At 33.0% G+C, this 21,587-nt stretch carries 12 protein-coding genes and 1 pseudogene; 2 read left to right on the top strand and 11 right to left on the bottom strand.

Features of this window, described 5'->3' with window-relative positions; genetic code table 11:
- The 6 genes and pseudogenes from EKH84_RS05870 to EKH84_RS05845 all read right to left on the bottom strand — a co-directional run.
- Positions 1-987 carry an ABC transporter permease gene (locus EKH84_RS05870; RefSeq protein WP_190283500.1) on the bottom strand — a complete coding sequence of 329 codons (987 nt, stop codon included), beginning with the start codon at positions 985-987 and terminating at the stop codon, positions 1-3.
- 124 nt (positions 988-1,111) lie between these two features.
- Complete coding sequence (locus tag EKH84_RS05865; RefSeq protein ID WP_127065551.1) at positions 1,112-2,830, bottom strand: extracellular solute-binding protein; 1,719 nt, start codon at positions 2,828-2,830, stop codon at positions 1,112-1,114.
- Positions 2,831-3,161: 331 nt separating this feature from the next.
- Positions 3,162-4,772, bottom strand: coding sequence for a response regulator transcription factor (locus EKH84_RS05860; RefSeq protein WP_127065550.1), 1,611 nt, complete (start codon positions 4,770-4,772; stop codon positions 3,162-3,164).
- Complete coding sequence (locus tag EKH84_RS05855; protein WP_013655560.1) at positions 4,769-6,553, bottom strand: sensor histidine kinase; 1,785 nt, start codon at positions 6,551-6,553, stop codon at positions 4,769-4,771. The genes EKH84_RS05860 and EKH84_RS05855 overlap by 4 nt, the downstream gene beginning before the upstream one ends.
- 301 nt (positions 6,554-6,854) lie before the next feature.
- Complete coding sequence (locus EKH84_RS05850) at positions 6,855-8,321, bottom strand: L-fucose/L-arabinose isomerase family protein (RefSeq protein WP_127067990.1); 1,467 nt, start codon at positions 8,319-8,321, stop codon at positions 6,855-6,857.
- 57 nt (positions 8,322-8,378) lie between these two features.
- Positions 8,379-8,573, bottom strand: a pseudogene (locus tag EKH84_RS05845) (DUF4867 family protein); the annotation flags it as partial.
- A 207-nt stretch (positions 8,574-8,780) separates the two neighbouring features.
- Between EKH84_RS05845 and EKH84_RS05840 the strand changes: the two are divergent.
- Positions 8,781-9,956: an ROK family transcriptional regulator gene (locus EKH84_RS05840; RefSeq protein ID WP_127065549.1), complete on the top strand. Its 1,176-nt coding sequence runs from the start codon at positions 8,781-8,783 to the stop codon at positions 9,954-9,956.
- 274 nt (positions 9,957-10,230) lie between these two features.
- Positions 10,231-14,376 carry an endo-1,4-beta-xylanase gene (locus EKH84_RS05835; protein WP_190283499.1) on the top strand — a complete coding sequence of 1,382 codons (4,146 nt, stop codon included), beginning with the start codon at positions 10,231-10,233 and terminating at the stop codon, positions 14,374-14,376.
- A gap of 191 nt (positions 14,377-14,567) precedes the next feature.
- Here the strand turns inward: EKH84_RS05835 and EKH84_RS05825 are convergent, their stop codons facing one another.
- The 5 genes from EKH84_RS05825 to EKH84_RS05805 all read right to left on the bottom strand — a co-directional run bounded on the left by EKH84_RS05825 (position 14,568) and on the right by EKH84_RS05805 (position 21,563).
- Positions 14,568-15,140 (bottom strand): GNAT family N-acetyltransferase, encoded by a 573-nt coding sequence (locus EKH84_RS05825; RefSeq protein WP_127065547.1) that lies wholly within the window; start codon positions 15,138-15,140, stop codon positions 14,568-14,570.
- A 1,042-nt stretch (positions 15,141-16,182) separates the two neighbouring features.
- Complete coding sequence (locus EKH84_RS05820; RefSeq protein WP_013655554.1) at positions 16,183-16,992, bottom strand: response regulator transcription factor; 810 nt, start codon at positions 16,990-16,992, stop codon at positions 16,183-16,185.
- Entirely contained in the window at positions 16,964-18,700 is a 1,737-nt protein-coding gene (locus EKH84_RS05815; RefSeq protein ID WP_127065546.1) for a sensor histidine kinase, read from the bottom strand. Before EKH84_RS05815 ends, EKH84_RS05820 begins: the two co-directional genes overlap by 29 nt.
- Positions 18,701-18,796: 96 nt before the next feature.
- Positions 18,797-20,452 carry an ABC transporter permease gene (locus EKH84_RS05810; RefSeq protein WP_127065545.1) on the bottom strand — a complete coding sequence of 552 codons (1,656 nt, stop codon included), beginning with the start codon at positions 20,450-20,452 and terminating at the stop codon, positions 18,797-18,799.
- A complete protein-coding gene (locus EKH84_RS05805; protein ID WP_127065544.1) occupies positions 20,445-21,563 on the bottom strand; it encodes an ABC transporter ATP-binding protein in 1,119 nt (372 codons plus the stop codon). The genes EKH84_RS05810 and EKH84_RS05805 overlap by 8 nt, the downstream gene beginning before the upstream one ends.
- Positions 21,564-21,587: the final 24 nt, after the last annotated feature.

Raw genomic sequence — 21,587 nt, 5'->3', positions numbered from 1 at the left:
CTAGAATAATCTTTCTTCGCCAGCAGCCTTAGCAAATCTATTAGCTAGGAAAATTAAGACAATACTAACTACGCTCTTAAAGATACCCGCTGCTGTCGCTAATGAATAATCTGCTAAACTAATACCATATCTAAGAACATAAATATCAATAGTTTGAGAAACCTTTTGAACTAAACCATTTGTTAATAGATATTGCATATCAAATCCGGCATTTAAGATATTTCCAATGTTTATAATTAAAAGGATGAATATTGTTGATTTAATACCTGGTAAGGTTACATGTAGGATTTTTCTGAAACGACCAGCGCCATCAATAGCTGCTGCTTCATAAAGCTCAGGATTAATAGCTGTAATTGCAGCCAAGTAGATGATACTACCCCATCCTGTTTCCTTCCATACATTAGTTATACCTACAATTCCCCAATAGTATTTAGGTTCTGATAAAAAGTTAATGGGCTTATCTATAATATGTAATTTTAGTAATAGCTGATTGAGAATACCTGTATCCATTGAAAGTACTTGAAATACAAGCCCTACTACAATAACCCAAGACAAAAAGTGTGGTAAGTAAGAAACTGTTTGTATAAATTTCTTAGCTTTTACATTTCTTAATTCATTTAATAAAAGTGCAAATCCTATGGAAAAAACAAAACCTAATACTAAATTAATCAAGCTCATAGCTAACGTATTTCTAATAACCCCTAAAAATACGTCATTTGAGAATAATTGTTTAAATTTAGCAAACCCTACCCATGTTTGATCAAAAAATCCCTTGGCTGGCTTATAATTTTGGAATGCCATAACCCACCCAGCTAATGGTGCATAGTTGAAAATAATAACATAGATTAAAAAAGGTAGTGATAAAAGAATCAATTGCTTTTGTTTCTTTATTTCACTCCAAGATATTCTCTGTTTCGCTTCTACTGTCTTTTGTGCTTTTGGCTTGCCTATCCCTTTATTTAATTGAACCTGAGCCTGCCTACTCATACTTCCTCCTCCTTTAGTGTCAACTCATAAGTTTATATTCTCTATTGCAAGCAAAAAGGGGACTCTTAATTAATATCACCTATAAAGAGCCCCCCTGTTCTTATTTTTTTACCATTTGATTTTTCTATTTACCTTGTGCAACGTCAACTCTTCTTCTTACTTCAGCTGTGAGTGCATCTTCATAGACTTTCATATCAACTCTCTCACCAAGAACTGACATATATTGATCCCATGCACCTTGGAAGTCGTCTGACATAATTACTTTTGGTAGCCATTCATGTTTTACTTCATCCATATTTACTTTAGCTAAACCGTAATCTGTATCAGCTGTCCAAGTGTTTGAATAAGACCACATTGGGTACCAATCAGAGTTTTCTCCAGCTTCATTTACGAATTCTGCAAATGTTTTATATCCATATGCATCCATAACTTTTTTCTTAGCCTCTGATTGACCATCATAGTACTCACCTGGTTGGTAGTTTGGTGCATATGCATTAATACCATCTAAATTCATACCAACATAATGTGGGAAGTAAGAATAACCTGAGTTACATAATTCATTTATAAGATATTCTTTATCTAAAGCTTTCGCTCTTTGTTCTTCTGTTCTATAAAATACCCCATCATCACCTACCATGTAGTCGATACCTTCTTCGCCCCACCATACTAATGTTTGTATTTCTTGTGAAAGCATATCTTCAATCATTTGGAATGCACCTTCAGGATCTTTACAGCTAGTTGTAATACTTAAACCATTTGATACGTCAAGTGAATAACCACTGTGCCATTTTGGTTCTGTGCCCTCGTCCATTACAAGTGGTAATGGCACATAAGCGTTATCATAAAGTCCTTGTGTTTCAATAGATTGTTCTGCAGTTTGGAAGTTCCAGTATTGATCAACTAAACCTAATACACGTCCTGTAGAAATCTTAGCAATATATTGATCGTAATTTAATGTGAAACATTCTGGGTCAATTATACCCTTCTTGTACTCTTCATTTAACTTATTAAAATATCTTTTTGCAATATCAGTAGTATTATAGTTGTATGCTGTTAAGGTTTCTGGGTCTACAATACAGCATCCATCATTTGGATAACCTGCTAAGAACATTGGAGGATTTTCCAAGCTGTAGTAACGCCAGTCATCACAAATCATTTCAAATCCGATATTTTCTAGTCCGCCTTCCATAGTTGGATTAGCTTCCTTATATTTTGCAATTAAATCAAAATACTCATCAACTGTTTTGATTGTTGGGTATCCTGCCCACTCTAATACACGAATTTGAATCCAGAATGCTTCATCATTGTGATAGGTTTGAGTATCTTTTCCATTAACTACACCAAACTGAGGAATTAAATAAATATGACCGTCTTCTGATCTTACCTTGTTCCAATCACTCTCAGATAAATAATTTTTAATGTTTGGATATTTATCCCAGTACTCATCAATTGGAAGAAGTGCTCCTGCATCAATTAACAACGACGTACCATCTGAGCCTACAACGAAGTCAGTATAGTCGCCACCAGCAACCATTGTTCCGATACTTTCTTTTGCTGTTTGACCTGTTAACCAAGTAATCTTAGCTTTTGCGCCAATTTTTTCAGCAATTTTATTGTATACTCTGTTGTCGGTTGGTATTTCTGTTCCAGGCATTGCTATGTACATTGAGAATTCTTTAATGTCCTTTGCCTCTGTCGTTGTATTCTCACCAGATGCACTTGCTGTAACCTCTTTTGCTGTCTCGGTAGGTTGATTTGTACCATCATTGCCGCATCCTACGCCTAATGAAGCTATCATTCCCATTGCTCCAAGCAGTGCTACAAAAGATTTTAACTTTTTCATATTATCCCTCCACTCGAATTTTAAAATATACCATCTTTCAAGTCGTTACCTGCTGAATATTATTTTCTGATATATCCTCTACTTCTTTACAAGTTAATGTTACCAATTTATCTTGCTCCCCTCAACCCAACAAACTATATAAGAAATATATACAAACTATATATTTTTATATTTTATATCCTGATATAGTTGTGTATTTTTAACCATTATTTAAATGCAAACTCATTCACCCGTTATCATTTCATATACTATTTACTATTATTCTATTCAATCTTTTATATGTAACATTTAAAAACTATATAAATATGTATTAATCTAATTTATCAAACTATTAACAGTCTTCTTTTGTTTTTTTCAAAAACTGTTTACGATATTGCAAAGGCGTTTTTCCTTTTAAGCGTACAAATTTATTAATAAAGTAATCTAGATTGTTATATCCTACTATTTGAGCAATATTACAAACCTTATCATTAGTTCTGATAAGAAGTTCCCCCGCTTTTTCTATTCTGTAATTATTTAAATAATCTTTGAATGAAATACCATGGTTTTTCTTAAAAATTTGTCCTAAGTAAGCACTATTAATATAATATTTTTCGCTCAATGACTTTAAACTTAAATTTTGCATATAATGCATTTCTATTTCTCTTTCTACTTCTTTTAACACACCATGTGAATTGGTTTGTCTTAATTGTGCTAAATAATTTGCAAAATCTTTTACAAAAGCCTTAAAATGTTTTGCACTTCCTCTAACTGCAGATTCTTCAAAAGCACATTGACTAATATAATGTAACACTTCTTCTTGATCTACATCTGGGTCTAATTCTTTAGCTAAATAAATAAACCTACAAAGTAAGTAATCAATATTTATATTGATAATCTTTGGATTGATATTATGTACCTGGAAATTTAAATAGATTTTTTCTACACATTCATCAATTTTATCTACTACATTTTCTTCAGTATAATGAATGAGCTCATCCATATACTCTTTTTTGACACCATAGGTATTAGACTTTACCGCTGACGTCTCATCATAATAAGCAATGGCTTTATCATTTTTGTAGTTTTGAAACGATTTAGCAATAATAGCTGACTTAAAAGACTCACTAATTTGATCAATACGGTTAACCTTTTGTCCAATATAGACATTAAACTTATACTTTTGATTAGACTTCATATACTCTTGTAAATCTACAATATATTCTTTCTCACTCATCTTTTTTTGAGCAGAAAAATTTCTAGTATATATAAACCCAATACCATAAATTTCATTACGCTTGTCTACATCTAAAAAGGCATACTTTTCATATGGTGCGATATAGCATTTTAACGTCTCACAAAATTCCTTAAGTGCTTTTCTTCTTTCATCCTTACTCAACCTTTCAAACTTTTCATCATTCAAGCTGATTTCTATACTCATATATCTTAGATTAGTACAATATGGTAATTTATCTTCTACATATGAAATATCACTTTGACCATATATGCCAGAACACAATGCATTTAAATGACGTTCTAACGCGATTTGTTCAGTATATTTCTTATCCTTTGCACTTTTAATTTCTTTGTTATATGCCTCTTTAAACTCTAATAATACCCTTATCAATTCTTCTTTTTGTATTGGCTTCAAAATATAATCCACTACATTATACCTAATAGCTTGTTTAGCATATTCAAACTCATAATAACCACTTAAAATAATAATTTTTAAGTCCTTAGATTTATAATTTCTTATATGTTCTACTAACTCTATTCCATCTACTTCTGGCATCTTTATATCTGTAATGATTAAGTCGTAATTATTGTCTTCTAAAAGGCTTATTGCTTCCTTCCCATTTGTTGCTTCTCCTGTGATCTTAAATCCATATTCCTCCCAATCAATCAAAATCTTTAGCCCTTGACGAATAAATGGTTCATCATCAACAATTAATACATTAATCATCTTTTTTCCCCCTCTATTTCTATTTTCCCTAATGGCATTTGAATCATAATATCTGTCCCCTGCCCTAGTTCACTATCTATATCAAACACAAGCGTGTTCTCACAATACAAATTCATTCTTATAAGCGCATTTAGCATCCCTGTACTCTTACATTCACTTAGTTTATTTATATTGGGGTCTTTTAATACTTCCCTTAGTAGTCGGAGTTTTTCCTCGGACATTCCACATCCAGAATCACTAATTTCTATAAATACATTTTCCTCATCCTTTGTTATAGCAACAGAGATTATTCCTGATTTTGATATTCCCTCTATTCCATGTATGCACGCATTTTCCACAAAGGTTAAAATACTTAGCTTTGGAATCTTAATCTTCTCACATCCTTCCATAACATAAAAACTGAAAGATATCTTATCACCAAATCTATACTTCTGTATGTTTGCATATTGCTGAACGAAAACTATCTCTTCTTCTATACAGATATAATCATTATTCCACGACAAGGATTTTCTCAGAATTTGAGATAATGCTTCTATTACATCAGCTGTCTCATTTTCTTCTTTTAGCAAACTTCTCATTCGTATACTTTCTAATGTATTAAACATAAAGTGTGGATTAACTTGACTTTGTAAAGCTTTTAATTCAGCACCTTTTCTAGATAATTCTGATGCCTGTTTTTCTGCATTTTTTTTAAAAACAACCTCTATTAGTTCCTTTATTTTAAGCACCATTACATTGTAGCTTTTAATAAGATCCCCAATCTCATCCTCCCCTACACTTCCTTCTATTAATTGAAATTCTTCTTGCTTTACCTTCTCAAAATAAAGTTCCATCAATTTTATTCTTCCACTAAACGACTTGGAAATAAGAGTAATAATAATAGTTGGTAACAGTAAATTAATCATAATTAAGTACCACACCATCTGTTCAGATTCTTTAATCATTTTACCTATTCCAATCTTCATGGGCATGATATAAATTGTCCATTCATCTGAAGCTACTCTAAAGTTATCTTGATAGGTAGCTTGATTAATATCTAGTTCACTTTGAGGTAAAAATGCCTTTCTTTCATTTTCAGCTATCTGATTAGAAAATAATACGTACTCTTTATTACATATGTATATATCTCCGTCTATTTTTTCATTTAAAATCTCATTTTTAATAGCCGTATACTGCAAATCAATCTTAACAAACTTTTCCATTACTCCTGTGTCAAAATAATCTAGTTTTTGAATAAGGCTAATAGTACGAGGCGCACTTTGTATACCTAAGTACTTCTTTTTTTCATCATAATAGGTTGCTAAATAAATATCCTTTCCGCTATGCACGAATTCTTTATACCATTCCGTACCTAAGATAGTATCAATCCTCCAAAAGCTTCCCCCATTGATAATAGTAGCATTATCCGTATACAAAATAATTTGATTAATCTTTTGGGAGTTATAGTAATACCTCAGTACATTATTTTGAAGTGTTGTTTTATAATCACTAAAATACTCTAAATTAGAAGTATAATCTCTTATTAAAAATTGATTAATCACTTTATCTGTACATAAATTACTGGCTATAGAAATACATCCCTCTACTTCTGATTGAATATTATATTTTATACGATCCATTACATTTTGCATGCGGATTGCTTCTTGATTACGTACATTACTTTTTATAGCAGATATTACTACCCAATTTGTGACAATGACAGGTATTAAAACACAAAAAACATAAATGATAGCTAGCTTATTTCTTATCTTTAAATTATTTATAACATTTCTATATTTCATTAACTGCCTCCCCCTTTATGTCTTTTGTTAGTAAAAATAAATAAATTTTTTATATTAAATATATACTATTATATAATTTTCATTAACTATATTCAATTTAATTAACATAATATTCTTTATCTTTAGCATTATGTCTAAGTCCCTTTTATGTAAAATATCCAATTTTATATTTAAAATTCAAGGCACTTTTACCTATAGCATTTTTAATATAAAAAAAGGTAGCTTTCTCAACTACCTTTTTTATTTATACTAAAGAATTTCATCAAATAATTCTTTTTTCTTAATTTCTTCTTTCTTTCTATTAACAAAAAGGATTTTCTGTAGGATACCTTACACCCTTAGGTTGGTTATATCCTATTTCATCCATATCTACTCCGATATATTTAAATACCTCATATAAAGTTTTTCCGAACTTACCAAAAGCAACTGCTCCATGATGAGGATAATTCTTTTCAATGAGAACATGACGATAGAATCTTCCCATTTCTAGAATAGCAAAGATACCAATAGCACCAAAAGAACGAGTTGCAACAGGTAATACCTCTCCTTCAGCAATATAAGCTCTTAGCTTTGCATCTGAGGTACTTTGTAATCTGAAGAATGTAATATCTCCCGGAATAATATCTCCCTCAAGTGTTCCTTGTGTTACTTCTTCTGGTAGACTTCTTGCCATAATCATTTGATATTTCATAGCACAGAATGAAAGTTTCTTAGTGCTTGTATTTCCACAATGGAAGCCCATAAATGTATCTTTTAGTGTGTATTCAAATCGACCTTTGATGTCCTCTTCGTAAATATCAGATGGTACTGTATTGTTAATATCTAATAAAGTTACTGCATCTTCGCTAATGACTGTTCCAATAAATTCACTTACTGCTCCATAAATGTCTACTTCACAGGACACTGGGATTCCCATACCTGTTAAACGACTATTCACATAGCATGGTACAAATCCAAATTGTGTTTGGAATGCTGGCCAACATTTACCTGCAATAGCTACATATTTTCTAATCCCCTTATGTTCTTCAATCCAATCTAATAATGTTAATTCATATTGAGCTAGCTTAGGTAAAATTTCAGGTTTTAAATTGCCATCCCCTAATTCTGCTGCCATATCCTTAGCAACTTCTGCAATACGTGGGTCTCCGTCATGTTTTTTAAATGCTTCAAATAGGTCAAGTTCTGAGTTTTCTTCAATCTCAATCCCTAAGTTATAAAGTTGTTTGATAGGTGCATTACAAGCCAAGAAATTTTGTGGCCTAGGTCCGAAAGAGATTACCTTTAAGTTATTAAGTCCCACAATAGCTCTGGCAATTGGTACAAATTCAGCTATCATCTCTGCTACTTCATTTGCTGTACCAACTGGATATTCTGGTATGTAGGCCTTAAGATTGCGAAGTTTTAAATTGTAGCTTGCATTTAGCATACCACAGAAAGCATCTCCACGACCTTGCACTAAATCTTTGCCAGTTTCTTCTGCTGCAGCCACATACATAACAGGTCCATCAAAATACTTCGCAATTAATGTTTCCTCTGTTTCTGGGCCAAAATTTCCCAGGTAGACTACTAAACCATCACATCCTGCTGCCTTTACTTCTGTTAATGCTTTTTCCATATCTTTTTCTGTCTCGACCACGGTAGGGCATTCATAAATTTCTCCTTTATATGCTGCTACCACTGCTTTCCTTCTATTTTCGGATAAAGACATAGGAAAACAATCTCTGCTTACTGCAATAATACCTAATTTTACTTCTGGTAGATTCTTCATCATGCTATTAATTCCTCCTGATATTTTTATTGTTTTTAAAAGTAGTTTAAAAAGTCGTCATAATATAATATTTTTACCTTTTAACCCAACAAAAGCACCTTCTTTTTCTAATCCTGCCTCAGAATGAGCTATAAGCCATTTATTACGTGCAAATAACAAGCGATCTTCTTTGATATTGTATTCTTTTTCAATAACTGTGTTAGTTCCTTTAGGTAATACAACAACACACTTAAATCCTTGTTCATTTATATTCTTAATTTCCATTTTCTCCTCCTTAAACATAATTAGTTTAGCGGATAAACTATACTTTATATATAACACTTATTTCTTGAAGCTGCAATATTATTTTTTATAACTTGTATTTTTAATTAATAATCTCATTATTTTCTCTATACTTCTTAGGGTTTTCATACTTTTAAACCTATGCTAATATAATCAATAAAACTAGGAGGACAATTTATGCCTATAGGTAGTCAGGAACTTATTCGTGATATTAATTCGCGTCTTATACTTACTCAACTTATAAATAATGGTCCTATGTCTCGTGCCGCCTTATCCAAAAATCTTGGCCTAACTAAAGCAACTATTTCAGCTATTGTTCAAGAGCTTATAGATAAATATCTTATTACTGAGTTGGGTAGTGATAATACTTCAAGAGGTAGAAAACCCATTTTACTTTCTTTCAATCCGTATTGTGGCCATAGTATTTCTATTGATTTAGAGTATGAAAAACTCACCTTGATGACCTGCTACTTAAATGGAGAGCAGTCTCAAATCCATCATTACAACAATAATAGATCTGACTCAGAAATAGTAAGCTATCTTATTTCCATTATTCAAGAGCAACTTGATATACTCCCCTCTACACCTTATGGCATTGTGGGGATTTGTATTGGTATTCATGGTGTCGTTAGTCAGAACCAAATTACATTTGCTCCATATAGTCCATATTGTGGTATTGACTTTTCCACTTTATTAGAAAAGCACTTTTCTGCTTCTGTTTATTTAGAGAATGAAGCTAATTTATCCATTATTGGTGAAAAAGCATTTTGTTATCACTACCCTAATATGGTAGGTATTAGCATCCATTCAGGAATAGGATTGGGGCTTATTATCAACCATGAACTCTTTTCTGGCTTTAATGGTAATGCCGGTGAATTCGGACATACCATTGTAGAAGTCGATGGAAAACCTTGTCCTTGTGGTAACTTAGGATGTTTTGAGCAATATACTTCTGAACGTTCTCTGCTATTAGATTTTACAGAAAAGAAGCATTTACCTACTGCTAGTATAGAAATGTTAATTGAGGCTTATCGTACACAAGATCCTATAGCAATCGAAATTATTCAAAGCTTTATTAAATATATGGCTATAGGTATTAATAATATTTTAAATGTGCTTAACCCCAATGTTATTGTCATCAACTGTGCTCTCACTACTGAATTTCCACTTTTACTTGAACAAATCTCAGCACTTTTAAAAAATAGAATGCATAACTTCTGTCATCTTGTTCCTTCAAAATTACAAGGGACTTCCGTTCTAATAGGTGGCGTTTGCATTTGTACCAAGCATTTCTTAGGCTTGCAGGATTTAGATTTTAAAATTAATTTTTCTCATGAAATACTTAAGGAGTAGGAACCATTGGTTCCTACTCCTTTTTTATTAAGAAAATATTCTTTTTTACCTAAATGACTATTTTTAGCATTCCTGCAGAAAAATAGTTATTATTAATAGTAATTTAGTTAAATTGATATAATTATTAGTGATTTTCTCTTTAATTAGTTGGTATGCCTTTGATTTTCTGAATGCTATGATTAAATATGTATAAGATTTTATTTATTTTTATTTGTGCAGAGTCAACTTGCACAATTTTTCATTGAAACAAATTTATCAAAGAAGGAGAATGAATATGAGTCTACTAAAAAAAAGGATAGCTTATCTCACAACTTCAACTTTACTTGCAAGTTCAGTGCTTGGAATAACACCTTGTCTCTTTGCTAGTTCAACGCCAAGCACTATCACCTACAATTTTGATGGAGGTACTGAGGGCTGGATAGCAAGAGGAGATGCGCAGGTTACTACAACCAGTTCCAGCCTCACAATTGATTCAACTAATCATTGTTTGTATGTAACAAACAGGACCTCTAATTGGCATGGTGTTTCAAAGGAACTAAAAGATACACTTAAAGCGGGTGAAACCTATACATTTAGTGTCTATGTAAAATATGATGAAGGTGCAGATACCGAATCACTTAGCTTAACTTTAGAAACAGGACTAGAGGAAAATGGTTATATCACTATCGCTAGTAATTCTGCTGTATCAAAGGGTGAATGGACCCAGCTAACAGGTGAAGTTACCGTACCAGAAGCTGCAACCAAAGCTAATGTTTATATGGAAGCAGTTAACGCTGATCTTAGTTTTTATGTAGATGAGCTTAAAATCACAGGTTCATTTGCTACTGATTCTCCAGAGGTTCCTAATGCTCCCCTTACTACTTGGGATTTTGAATCAGGACTAGGTGATTGGTCAGTCAGAGGTTCAGGCGAAGCAACAGCAGAAGTTTCTACTACTGCACCTCATGGCGGCAATCAGTGTACTTTTGTATCTGGTCGTACACAGGATTGGAATGGTATCCAAGTCAATCTAACAAATTCAGCTAAAAAAGGTGGCAAATACACCTTTGAAGCTTGGGTAAAATATGATGCAGCCGACGAAGGAACTGAGCAATTCGTTCTAGCATTACAATATGATGCTGAAAGTGAATCTAGCACTCAGTATAAATGGATTACTAATGCTGATGTCAAAAATGGTGAGTGGACTAAATTGCAAGGTGAATATACCTTACCTAAAGACTTTACTGACATTTCTCTTTACATACAAGTTAATGGTAGTACAATTGATTTTTATGCGGATGATATTACAATGCAAGGTGAGCCCGAACTAGATATAGAAATTCAAAAAGATATTCCTTCTTTGAAAGAAGTGTATAGTGATTATTTTAAATTCGGTACAGCTATTGCTTCTAATAACTTAAATGACCTAGAACAAGAGCTAGTACTTAAACACTTTAATAGCATCACTCATGAAAATGCTTTAAAACCAGAATCAATTTTAGACCATGCTGCCACTATAGCGTATATGAATGCTAATGGTGATCAAACACATCCTCAAGTTACCTTAAGTTCCGATGCTAAAGCGACTTTAGATTTTGCTAGGGATAATCATATTCCTGTAAGAGCCCACGTTCTTGTATGGCATTCACAAACGCCAAACTGGCTATTTACAGAGAATTACTCAACAGAAAAAGATGCTCCTGTTGTTTCTAAAGAAGTGATGAAACAAAGGTTAGAAAACTATACTAATGCTTATTTCAAATTATTATCAGAAGAATATCCTGATGTTGATTTTTATGCTATTGATGTAGTCAATGAAGCTGTCAACCCAGACCGCCCAGATGGTTTACGTGCTCCTGCCACAGTAGCTACTACTTCTGGTGATGATGATAATGATGAAAACGCTAATAACTCTATGTGGATGACAACCATTGGTGCTGAATTCATTGAAGATGCTTTTACTTATGCAAGGGCTGCAGCTGACCAATATATGCCAAATGTAAAACTTGCATATAATGACTATAATGAGTGTGATCCTAAAAAAACTGAAATTATATATAGCCTTTGTAAGGATCTTTACGATAAAGGCCTCTTAGATGTTGTTGGTATGCAGGGACATTACAATATGTCTTCACCAAGTACCTCCCAATTTGAAAATGCACTGCTTAAATATGCTTCAATTGGTGATAATATTGAAATTCAAATTACCGAATTAGATATCACTCAAGATGATACTTCTGAAGAAGGATTAATTAAGCAAGCTTATCGCTATAAAGGATTCCTTGATATTATGAAAAAACTAGATTCTGAAGGTGCTGCAAATATCACTTCCTGTGTTGTGTGGGGTGTAAAAGATGATGAATCTTGGAGAAGTGAAAGACTCCCTCTTCTTTTTGATGCTGACTATCAAGCTAAACCTTCATTCTGGGCAATCACAGATTCAAGCAAACTTCCTGTTCTTGCTCAAGAAGTAAAAGCCTATAGCCTAGGCAACAAGGATTATACTCATGCTTTTCTAATTCAAAAAGGTACTGCTTTAGAAACAACTAGTGGTACTCAAATTGCTTCCTATAAGGTGGCTTGGGATGCAAATAATATTTATGTTAATGTCATTCCTACTGAAAAAGGTAAATCTGGCACTGTAAAAGTATTCGTTGACGACAATAGCATTTCAGCTAACCTTACTGATAATACCGTCATTCAAATTCCTTTATCAGAGGCAGTTTCTGAGGGTGGTACTTTAAGCTTTGATCTCTTTGTCCAAGTTGGAGACGAAAAAGCTACTTGGAACAATCTAGCTTATGATGGTACCTCTACACCAAATCAATCTAATTTTGGAAAACTATTACTTAGCAAGGCTCCTCATTTCGCTTCTGCCATCAAAGGCACACCTATTATTGATGGAAAAATTGATGAACTTTGGAGCAAAGCTGAAACCATCAATGTTGACACCTTCTCTGTCGGCACCTCTGGCGCTACTGCCACTGCCAAGGCTCTTTGGGATGAGAATTATGTTTATGTCTTAATGGAAGTTAAAGACAGCTTATTAAGCAAAGCAAGTGCTAATACCTACGAACAGGATTCAGTTGAAATCTTTATTGATGAAGATAATGCCAAATCCACTTCTTATGAATTAGGAGACATTCAATACCGTGTCAACTTCGATAATGAACGTTCTATCAACGGTGCTTCTGATGCAGACAGCTTTATTACAGCAACCCAAATTATTGATGGTGGTTATATTGTGGAAGCTGCTCTTCCTTCTCGCATTGCTGCCTTCACTAAGAATCAAGTTATTGGGTTTGATTTTCAAATTAATGATGATGCTGATGGCAATGGCAAGAGAGATAATGTCTCTAACTGGAATGATTTAACTGGCAATGGTTGGTCAAGTACAGCTGGCTATGGTGTTTTACAATTAGTCAAACCTACTACTACAGATGATTCAGGTTCTGGGTCTGGTTCTGGATCTGGGTCTGGTACCGGGTCAAGCTCTACTTCTACCTCAACTACATCCATTAACAAAACTCCTGACCAAATCATCGCGTCTGCTTTATCCGCCAATACAGCACTTGAATTATCTATTGGCACTACTCCTATTACTATTAGTCAAAATTCAATTGAACAGTTGTCTACTCAAGAAAAGGCCTTAGTATTGAAATCTGGAAAAGTAACAGCAACACTAACACCTGCCTTTATCAATACTAATCTCTCTAATGCTAATAAGATTTTATCTTCATTAGAAATATCTATGCTACCAGTATCAGATACATTATTTACCTCACTCAAAAATCAATTAGCAAAAGATGATAACTTGTCTATAGTTGGTACTTCAGCTAACACGAGTGTTATAAATATTAAAGGACATAGTAGCCTTTCAACATTTACTGAACCATTACTCCTTAGTGTCGATTTAGAGAATGCAACCATTACTGATTCTTCTCACTTAACTTTAGCAAGAGTTAGTGAGAATACTGATGGTACTTTCACATTCACTCAACTAGGCGGAGACTACCAGTTAAATAATCATACCCTTACCGGATATGTTACTGAGCCAGGTACTTATATTGTTATTGAAAAGAAAAACCTTATTAAGTTAAACTTAATAATTGGCAAAACTACAATAAACTCCAACCAGTCTACTAATATTACCAATGATACTGCTCCTAAAATTGTAAATGGTACAACTATGGTACCTCTCCGTTTTGTGGCAGAACAACTTGGTGCAAACGTTAAATGGAATGCAGTAAATAAAGAAATAACCTTATTACTTGACAATCAAAAAGTAATCTTAAATATGGGCAAAGGTCAAACCTCTTCTAACCCAGAAGCAATACTTGAAAACGGTAGAACTTTAGTTCCTCTTAGATATGTTTCTGAAAATCTTGGCGCTAATGTCCTATGGATTCCAAGTAGTAAAACCATTGAAATTGTAAAATAATCCTCTCAATTCCCCCTATCGTAATATATAATAAAATAAGCTTACTGAAGGAATCCTCCCTTTCCAGTAAGCTTATTTTTAATAAGTACACTTCTTATTACATAATTCCATAGCACAACTAATGGTTCCTATACACTCTAAACTAGTAATAACCAATGGCATTAAAATGCTACTCACATTTTTAATACACTTTATATATCACTCACTCTATCCTTCCTCTCATTCTTTAAAATAGAATAATAGAGTCTATCTTTGTAGTGTCCCTCTATAAAGAAGAAGTCCCGTAAGGCTCCCTCATATCTAAATCCACATTTCTTAATCACTCTTTCAGAAGCTTCATTTCCTTGTCGATGACAAATTTGCACCTTATGTAGATTAATTTTCTCGAAGCCGTAGTCAATAACAGCCTGAGTAGCTTCAGTTGCTAATCCTCTTTTTTGAAACTGTCTTCCTATACAGTACTCAATCTCAGCAAAATGATTTTGACTATTCACCATAAAAAAGGCTATTTGACCAATACATTCTTTGCTCTCTTTAAGAATAATCGCCCAGCGATAAATATCCTGTTTTTCATAAGCTTCTATATATTTCTTTAGAAGTCCAGTAATCTCCTCCTTTGTTTCATAAACAGGCTCTCCATACATACCTTGTACTTTCGGGTCACTTACCCAATTCTTCTGCATTGCCTCACTGTCTTCATATGTAAATCTTCTTAATGTCAAACGTTCAGTATTTATTATCTCTGTACCACAATGTGTTAACATATATTCTTTCCTCTCTATACTTTATTTTTGATTTGTTAAATTCTTCTTATATTCTCGACTTATCATATTCCTACTTTTATAATTTGTACAACAAATCATATATAATATCAATTCATATTACCAATCCCTATGCAGAATAGTATGATAACTAAAAGCTATACAACAAAAAGCACCTTTTCGGGTGCCTTTCTTTTCTCATATACTCACATTTTACTACAGACACACATTATCAAGAACTAAACATTATCTCATCCCTATTTTAAAAATTTTCTGTTATTTATACAAATAGCCTAGTATACTTTTTAATTAATGTCAATTTAAATCATAGATTTGTATACATCTTTTAATATATTTCAACATTGCTTGTATGGCATTAAATTTGTTAATTTAATTTTAAACGCAAAAAAACACCCTTTCGGGTGCTCTCTTCTCACCTCTCAAATATAAGCACAAAGTTCGTGCTTATCATGTATTAGTGCAAATTACGCACTAATCAAGAAGAAATACTACAACCATTTAACCTGCTACCATAGGCATTAAGAATCTCTAAGCTTTGCTATAAGTAGTCATGCAACTACCCATAGTTTATACGGCATTAGCGTTTGTTTCCAAACGTTATCCCCTACATAGGACAGGTTATCCACGCGTTACTCACCCGTTGGGCACTAATCTTGGAGAGCAAGCTCTCTCAGTTAGTTCGACTTGCATGTGCTAAGCACGAAGCTAACGTTCATCCTGAGCCAAGATCAAACTCTCATATGAAATTTGATAATAAGCTTAGTTGTTTTGGCTTGAGCTTTATGCTCATTTACTTGTACATAATAACTTTAACCTAGGCACCGCGTTTTGAAGCTGTACTCATTTACTTCTTACAAAGCTTAATGAATCGACTGGTTTTATGATTACTATTTTGTTTGCAAAGTTCATTATTTACATTACCCTCAGCAATAAGCATTTTGTTATCATGTGATACTTGACAATTGTCAACTATTTTAGAGCTATTTTTATGCATAAATTTCTTTAATTTAAGAATAAAACCATATTATTTCACTGGTTTTTGAATGAGCAATCCTTCACCCTTTACAAACTCAGTAGGTGCAATGCCTGTATACTTTTTAAACACCTGACAAAAATGCTTATACTCATTAAACCCCGTCATATCAGATATTTCATATACTTTATGTGTTCCTTCATTAAGCAGTTCTATAGCTTTTTGTAGTCTACACTTATGTAATATTTCTAAAAACGTCTGAGAAGTTTCTTCTTTAAGCTTTCGACTTAAATAGCTACTACTAACTCCTAGTTCTTCAGCTATGCCTTCTATGGTTAACTTATGATTATAATTTGTTTTGATGATACTTAAGGTTTTCTCCACATAAGGATTACTTGCCTCTTGGCGCTCGATATAAATTTCAAGATTACTCAGTTGTATCTCACTTTTATCTTTTGTCTTCTCCAACCAATTACTATAGGTACGTTGCTCGTATATTTCTCTTCGCATTTTTTCAACAATATTCTTTAATGCCTCTTCATCTACTGGCTTCAATAAGTATCCATATACTTTGAGGTTTATTGCCTTCTGGGCATATTCAAACTCCGAATAGCTGGTCAGAATAATACTCTTAAAGTCTCCTATGCTTTTAGCTGCCTCTAACATTTGAATCCCCGTCATTTTAGGCATAATGATATCTGTAAAAACAATATCTGGTCTAAGTTCTTGTATTTTTTCTAATCCCTCCTGCCCATTCCTAGCCTCACCCACAATGATGCACCCCATACTTGTCCAATCTAAAGTATGTATAAGGCCTTTCCTAATCATATCCTCATCTTCCACAATTAAAACCTTCAGCATCCCGCTCCCTCCTTTTATTGATTGGTAATATTATTTTTACAACCGTACCTTGGCCTACTTCACTTTTTATATCTATACCGTAAGCCTTACCATACATTAATTGTATGCGTCTGTGTACATTGTATATCCCAATATGAATGGATGGATTACTCTCCTTTTTGAGTAGCTCTTGTAACTCCTGCAACACTTCTAATTGCATGCCTACGCCATCATCATAAATAACAATTACCAAATCATCCGCCAAAAAACTTATTTTCATCCTAACCATCAGTTTCTCCTTATCTCCAAAACCATATTTAATTGCATTTTCTATAATAGGTTGAAAAATAAGTTTTGGGATAATACAGTCTTCCGTTCCTCTTTCCATATAAACGGTGTAGTTAAACCTTTCATGGAAACGATATTTTTGAATCAGCAAATAGCTCTTCGTATATTCTAAGTCTTCAGCGATTGTTACATCTAAAATAGTGTTGTTAATGCTATACCTTAATATAGAAGATAAGCTAACAATCATTTTGTTTACAGCTTCTGGTTCTAGTTTTGTCATATATCGAATATGCTCAAGGGTATTAAATAAGAAATGAGGATTAAACTGAGATTCTAGTTGCTTAATTTCTGCAATGCTTGTTTGCCTAATTTTTTCTTCATTACTGACAATAAGGTCCTTAATACTAGCCAGCATCAAATTATATGATTCACCTATTATTTCAAATTCATCATAGGACTTAATATGTAAAGTTACATCTAAATTACCTGCCTGTACTTCTTGAAATGCCTCTACCACTTTGTCAATAATCTTAGTTTTTTCTTTAGTGATTTTTTTTGCTACTTTTAACATCACGATACTTAAAAAAGCTAAAATACCAGTAAAAAAGATGCCTGCCCAAATAAAAACATTATATAAGTTTCCGATGGCCGTAAATGTATAAATGTTTAATTCTCCTTGGATAATGCTACTTGCTTGTTTATAATATCTCTCTCCCTCTATGGTAATATAGCTATTTTCTGTTTTAAATTCATCTTTTATCTTATCTAAAGAATTAGTAAAACCTGAACAACTAGCTAAAAACAATTTATCATATTCATCCGTCACCATAATGTGGGTAATAGACGTCCCTGATGTTTTTACAAATTCATCTCCATATAATACAAATATCAAATATCCCTTAATAATATGATCTTCTACAATTGCCTTTCCTATGAGAAGCTTTGTACGGCTTAAATTATCTTTATAGATTTTATTACACTCTAAAATTGCCTGCCTAGGATAAGCGTTCATTCTTTTAGTAATCCCCCAAGATATCTGGCTATCCTTTGGGATAAACGCAGGTATTTCTCTAGTGCTCCCTGCTAGCATTTGAAAGTTTTTATCTAAAACATAAAAATCCACTTCTTCTTCTATACTATTAGTAATATGGTACAGTTCTTGATAAGCATCACTTTTATACTTGGGGTCCTTAAGTTTTTGATAAAAGCGGGTATTCTCCGTAAGCTCAACTGCTTTACTTATAAAATCATTAACAACCCATTCTAATTTCTCTTGCATTCGCGTATTCTTATCTTCTGTCTGAAAAATGATGGTATGATGCCAAATAGCAAATACCACACCATAAGTAATTAAGGCAATTACTGCAATAGGAATAAGGGCATAAACAACAAATATACGATAAATAGCTTCCTTAAAATATCGTGGTCTTTGTTGTTTCATGCCCTCACCTCATTTCTTTACATAAGTTTTCGACTCAAACAAACATTTTTTAATATTTTATTTTATTATACATTTTTCATCATAATATGTCATGTATTAAATATTAACATCTTTACTTCCTGATAATTTAAAGAAAATGAGAAGTGAAATAACAGTTGTTACAGTTAGTATGGTTGATAGAGCTGCTGCGGTACCATAACTCGCCCTAATAACCTCCGTATAAATTGCTACTGACATGGTTCTTGTATTACCTGTATAGAGAATAATGGATGCGCTTAACTCATTAATAACTGTAATCCAGCTCAGAATTGCACCTGCTAAAACACCTGGAAGCATCATGACTGCTGTTATCTTAAAGAAAGTACGAACAGGAGAATAACCTAAACTAATAGATGCTTCTTCCATACTTGGACTAATTTGATATAAAATAGCTGCACTAGAACGTAGTGTATACGGCAACCTTCTAATAACAAAAGCCACAAGCATGATAATAACTGTTCCACTTAATAACAATGGCCTTTTATTAAAAGCTAGTAATAAAGTAATACCCAGTACAGAACCTGGAACAATGTAAGGGAACATTGTTACTGTATCAATAATACTCGTAAAAATATTCTTCCTACGTGTAGATAGATAAGCAATAAACATACCCAACAAGATAATAATGATAATGGCAATAATACCATAAATATAACTATTAGCAATTGCTTTTCCAGCATTCTTTAAGACTGATCGATAACTGTCTAAAGAAAAACCTGAAGCAAACATAGAGCCTTTTGTTTTTAAGAAAGATGTATAGATAACTGTAAGCTGAGGAATAATAGATAAGAATACTAAAATATAAATAAATGCATGCATTAAGAAACCACTTATCCCTTTAGCCTCTTTGGGCTGAATAGGACGTAATGAACTCATTGTGAATGATTTTTTATTAACCACATATTTCTGAGCCAAAAAAAGTAATGCTGTAATGAGTACCATAATGGATGCCATTGCTGCTGCAAAATTTGCTTGCCCACCTACTTCACTAATAAACTCCGAGTAAATAATGACTGGCATAACACTAAACCCTTCTCCAATTAACATAGGTGTTCCGAAGTCTGCTAAAGCATTCATAAAAACTAAAAGGGCACCTGCTAATACGGTTGGTAAAATCAGTGGAATGATAATGGTAATAACTTTTTTAACAGAATTACAACCAAGACTTTCTGCTGCTTCACTTAAAGAAACATCTATTTTTTTAAGTGCACCAGACACGTAAAGGTAAATAAAAGGATACAATTTCAAGGTAAATACCAGTAAAATTCCTCCAAACCCATAAACTGAGGGTAGTTCAATACCAAATGTGTTAAGAAAAAACTTAGTAATCACACCACTTCTACCACCTAATAAAATCCAAGAGTAAGCGCCAATAAATGGTGGTGATAGCATAGAGATAATAACCAATACTTCTATTAATCCTTTACCTTTAATCTTATAGCAAGTCATAAAGTAAGCAGTAGGTGCACCAATTAATATGGCTAAAAATGTTACGCTAACTGTTACCTTAAAACTGTTAATCATAGACTGATAATAATACTTTTTCTCAAAGAATTTAGCAAAATTACTTAAAGTAAAAGCACCGGTCTCAGCATCTTGAAAGCCACTTATAAATAATGAAAAGAGTGGATAGATCAAAAACAATGCAAATATCGCCATAATGACTAGTGTCATCGTGCTCCAGAAATCCCATCTGATTTTTGCTTTATTCATATGCACTCACATCCTTAATTAGACTTTGACTGCCATCGTCTGTAAAAATATTAATTTTAGACTTATTAGGAGCTAGAGTAATGGTTTCACCCACTTCATAAGTTCTCTCAGCATGCCCTATGTCTTGTGAATACTCAATAGAAGGCTGTCCTGGTACAATCATATCCTCCTCAAATGCTAATTCATAATTTACATATTTACCTAAAAAGGTTTTACTCTTAATAGTTGCACTAATACCTTTATCAGCAATAGCAAACTCTTCTGGACGCACTGCAATAATCACATTAGCTTTATCTCTAGTTTCTTCAACCAAAGTATCCATCTTCATCTCATACCCATTTCTAAACTTCACAAAAACACCTTCATTAGTTACTGTTAATACACCCTTAAATAAATTAGAATGTCCTATAAAAGTAGCTACAAAAATATTAGTTGGTCTGGTATATATTTTATATGGTTCACCTACTTGTTGAATCACTCCTTCTTTCATAACTGCAATTCTATCAGAAACCGCTAAAGCTTCTTCTTGATCGTGGGTTACATAAACGGTTGTAATGCCTACCTCCTTTTGTACATCACGTATAGCACCTCGCATTTCCACTCTTAACTTCGCATCTAAATTAGATAGGGGCTCATCCATTAATAGCACACTAGGATGAATAACTATAGCACGTGCCAATGCCACACGTTGTTGTTGTCCACCTGAAAGCCTTTCTGGTAAACGATCTTGATATTCCTCTATCTTTACTACCTTTAAAATTTTATCTACTTTTTCCTTCATTTCTAGTTTATTTAATTTTCTCAATTTCAATCCATATTCTACATTCTGTCTTACTGTAAGATGCGGAAATATTGCATAGTTCTGAAATACCATACCAATATTTCGTTTATGTGCAGGAATATCATTAATAACTTCCTCTCCAAACTTAATAGCGCCACCTTCTATACTATTAAAACCAGCTATCATACGAAGTAACGTTGTCTTTCCACAGCCTGATGGACCTAGTAATGTAAAAAATTCGCCATTTTTAATTTTAATAGATAAATTCGGGATAACTGTCACATCACCATATTTTTTTACTACCTCTTGGGCACTGATTGAAACACTCATTGTATCCCCTCCTCGTTTATATTT

The sequence above is a fragment of the Cellulosilyticum sp. WCF-2 genome, from assembly GCF_003990395.1.
Classification (GTDB): Bacteria; Bacillota; Clostridia; order Lachnospirales; family Cellulosilyticaceae; genus Cellulosilyticum; species Cellulosilyticum lentocellum.
This window is presented reverse-complemented; position numbering and strand designations above follow the sequence as displayed.

Excerpts from the sequence above, each read along its gene's own strand:
- EKH84_RS05840 (WP_127065549.1), top strand. The coding sequence starts at position 8,781 with ATGCCTATAGGTAGTCAGGAACTTATTCGTGATATTAATTCGCGTCTT.
- EKH84_RS05825 (WP_127065547.1), bottom strand. The coding sequence starts at position 15,140 with ATGTTAACACATTGTGGTACAGAGATAATAAATACTGAACGTTTGACA.
- EKH84_RS05870 (WP_190283500.1), bottom strand. The coding sequence starts at position 987 with ATGAGTAGGCAGGCTCAGGTTCAATTAAATAAAGGGATAGGCAAGCCA.
- EKH84_RS05865 (WP_127065551.1), bottom strand. The coding sequence starts at position 2,830 with ATGAAAAAGTTAAAATCTTTTGTAGCACTGCTTGGAGCAATGGGAATG.
- EKH84_RS05810 (WP_127065545.1), bottom strand. The coding sequence starts at position 20,452 with ATGAATAAAGCAAAAATCAGATGGGATTTCTGGAGCACGATGACACTA.
- EKH84_RS05835 (WP_190283499.1), top strand. The coding sequence starts at position 10,231 with ATGAGTCTACTAAAAAAAAGGATAGCTTATCTCACAACTTCAACTTTA.
- EKH84_RS05860 (WP_127065550.1), bottom strand. The coding sequence starts at position 4,772 with ATGATTAATGTATTAATTGTTGATGATGAACCATTTATTCGTCAAGGG.
- EKH84_RS05820 (WP_013655554.1), bottom strand. The coding sequence starts at position 16,992 with ATGCTGAAGGTTTTAATTGTGGAAGATGAGGATATGATTAGGAAAGGC.
- EKH84_RS05805 (WP_127065544.1), bottom strand. The coding sequence starts at position 21,563 with ATGAGTGTTTCAATCAGTGCCCAAGAGGTAGTAAAAAAATATGGTGAT.
- EKH84_RS05855 (WP_013655560.1), bottom strand. The coding sequence starts at position 6,553 with ATGAAATATAGAAATGTTATAAATAATTTAAAGATAAGAAATAAGCTA.
- EKH84_RS05850 (WP_127067990.1), bottom strand. The coding sequence starts at position 8,321 with ATGAAGAATCTACCAGAAGTAAAATTAGGTATTATTGCAGTAAGCAGA.
- EKH84_RS05815 (WP_127065546.1), bottom strand. The coding sequence starts at position 18,700 with ATGAAACAACAAAGACCACGATATTTTAAGGAAGCTATTTATCGTATA.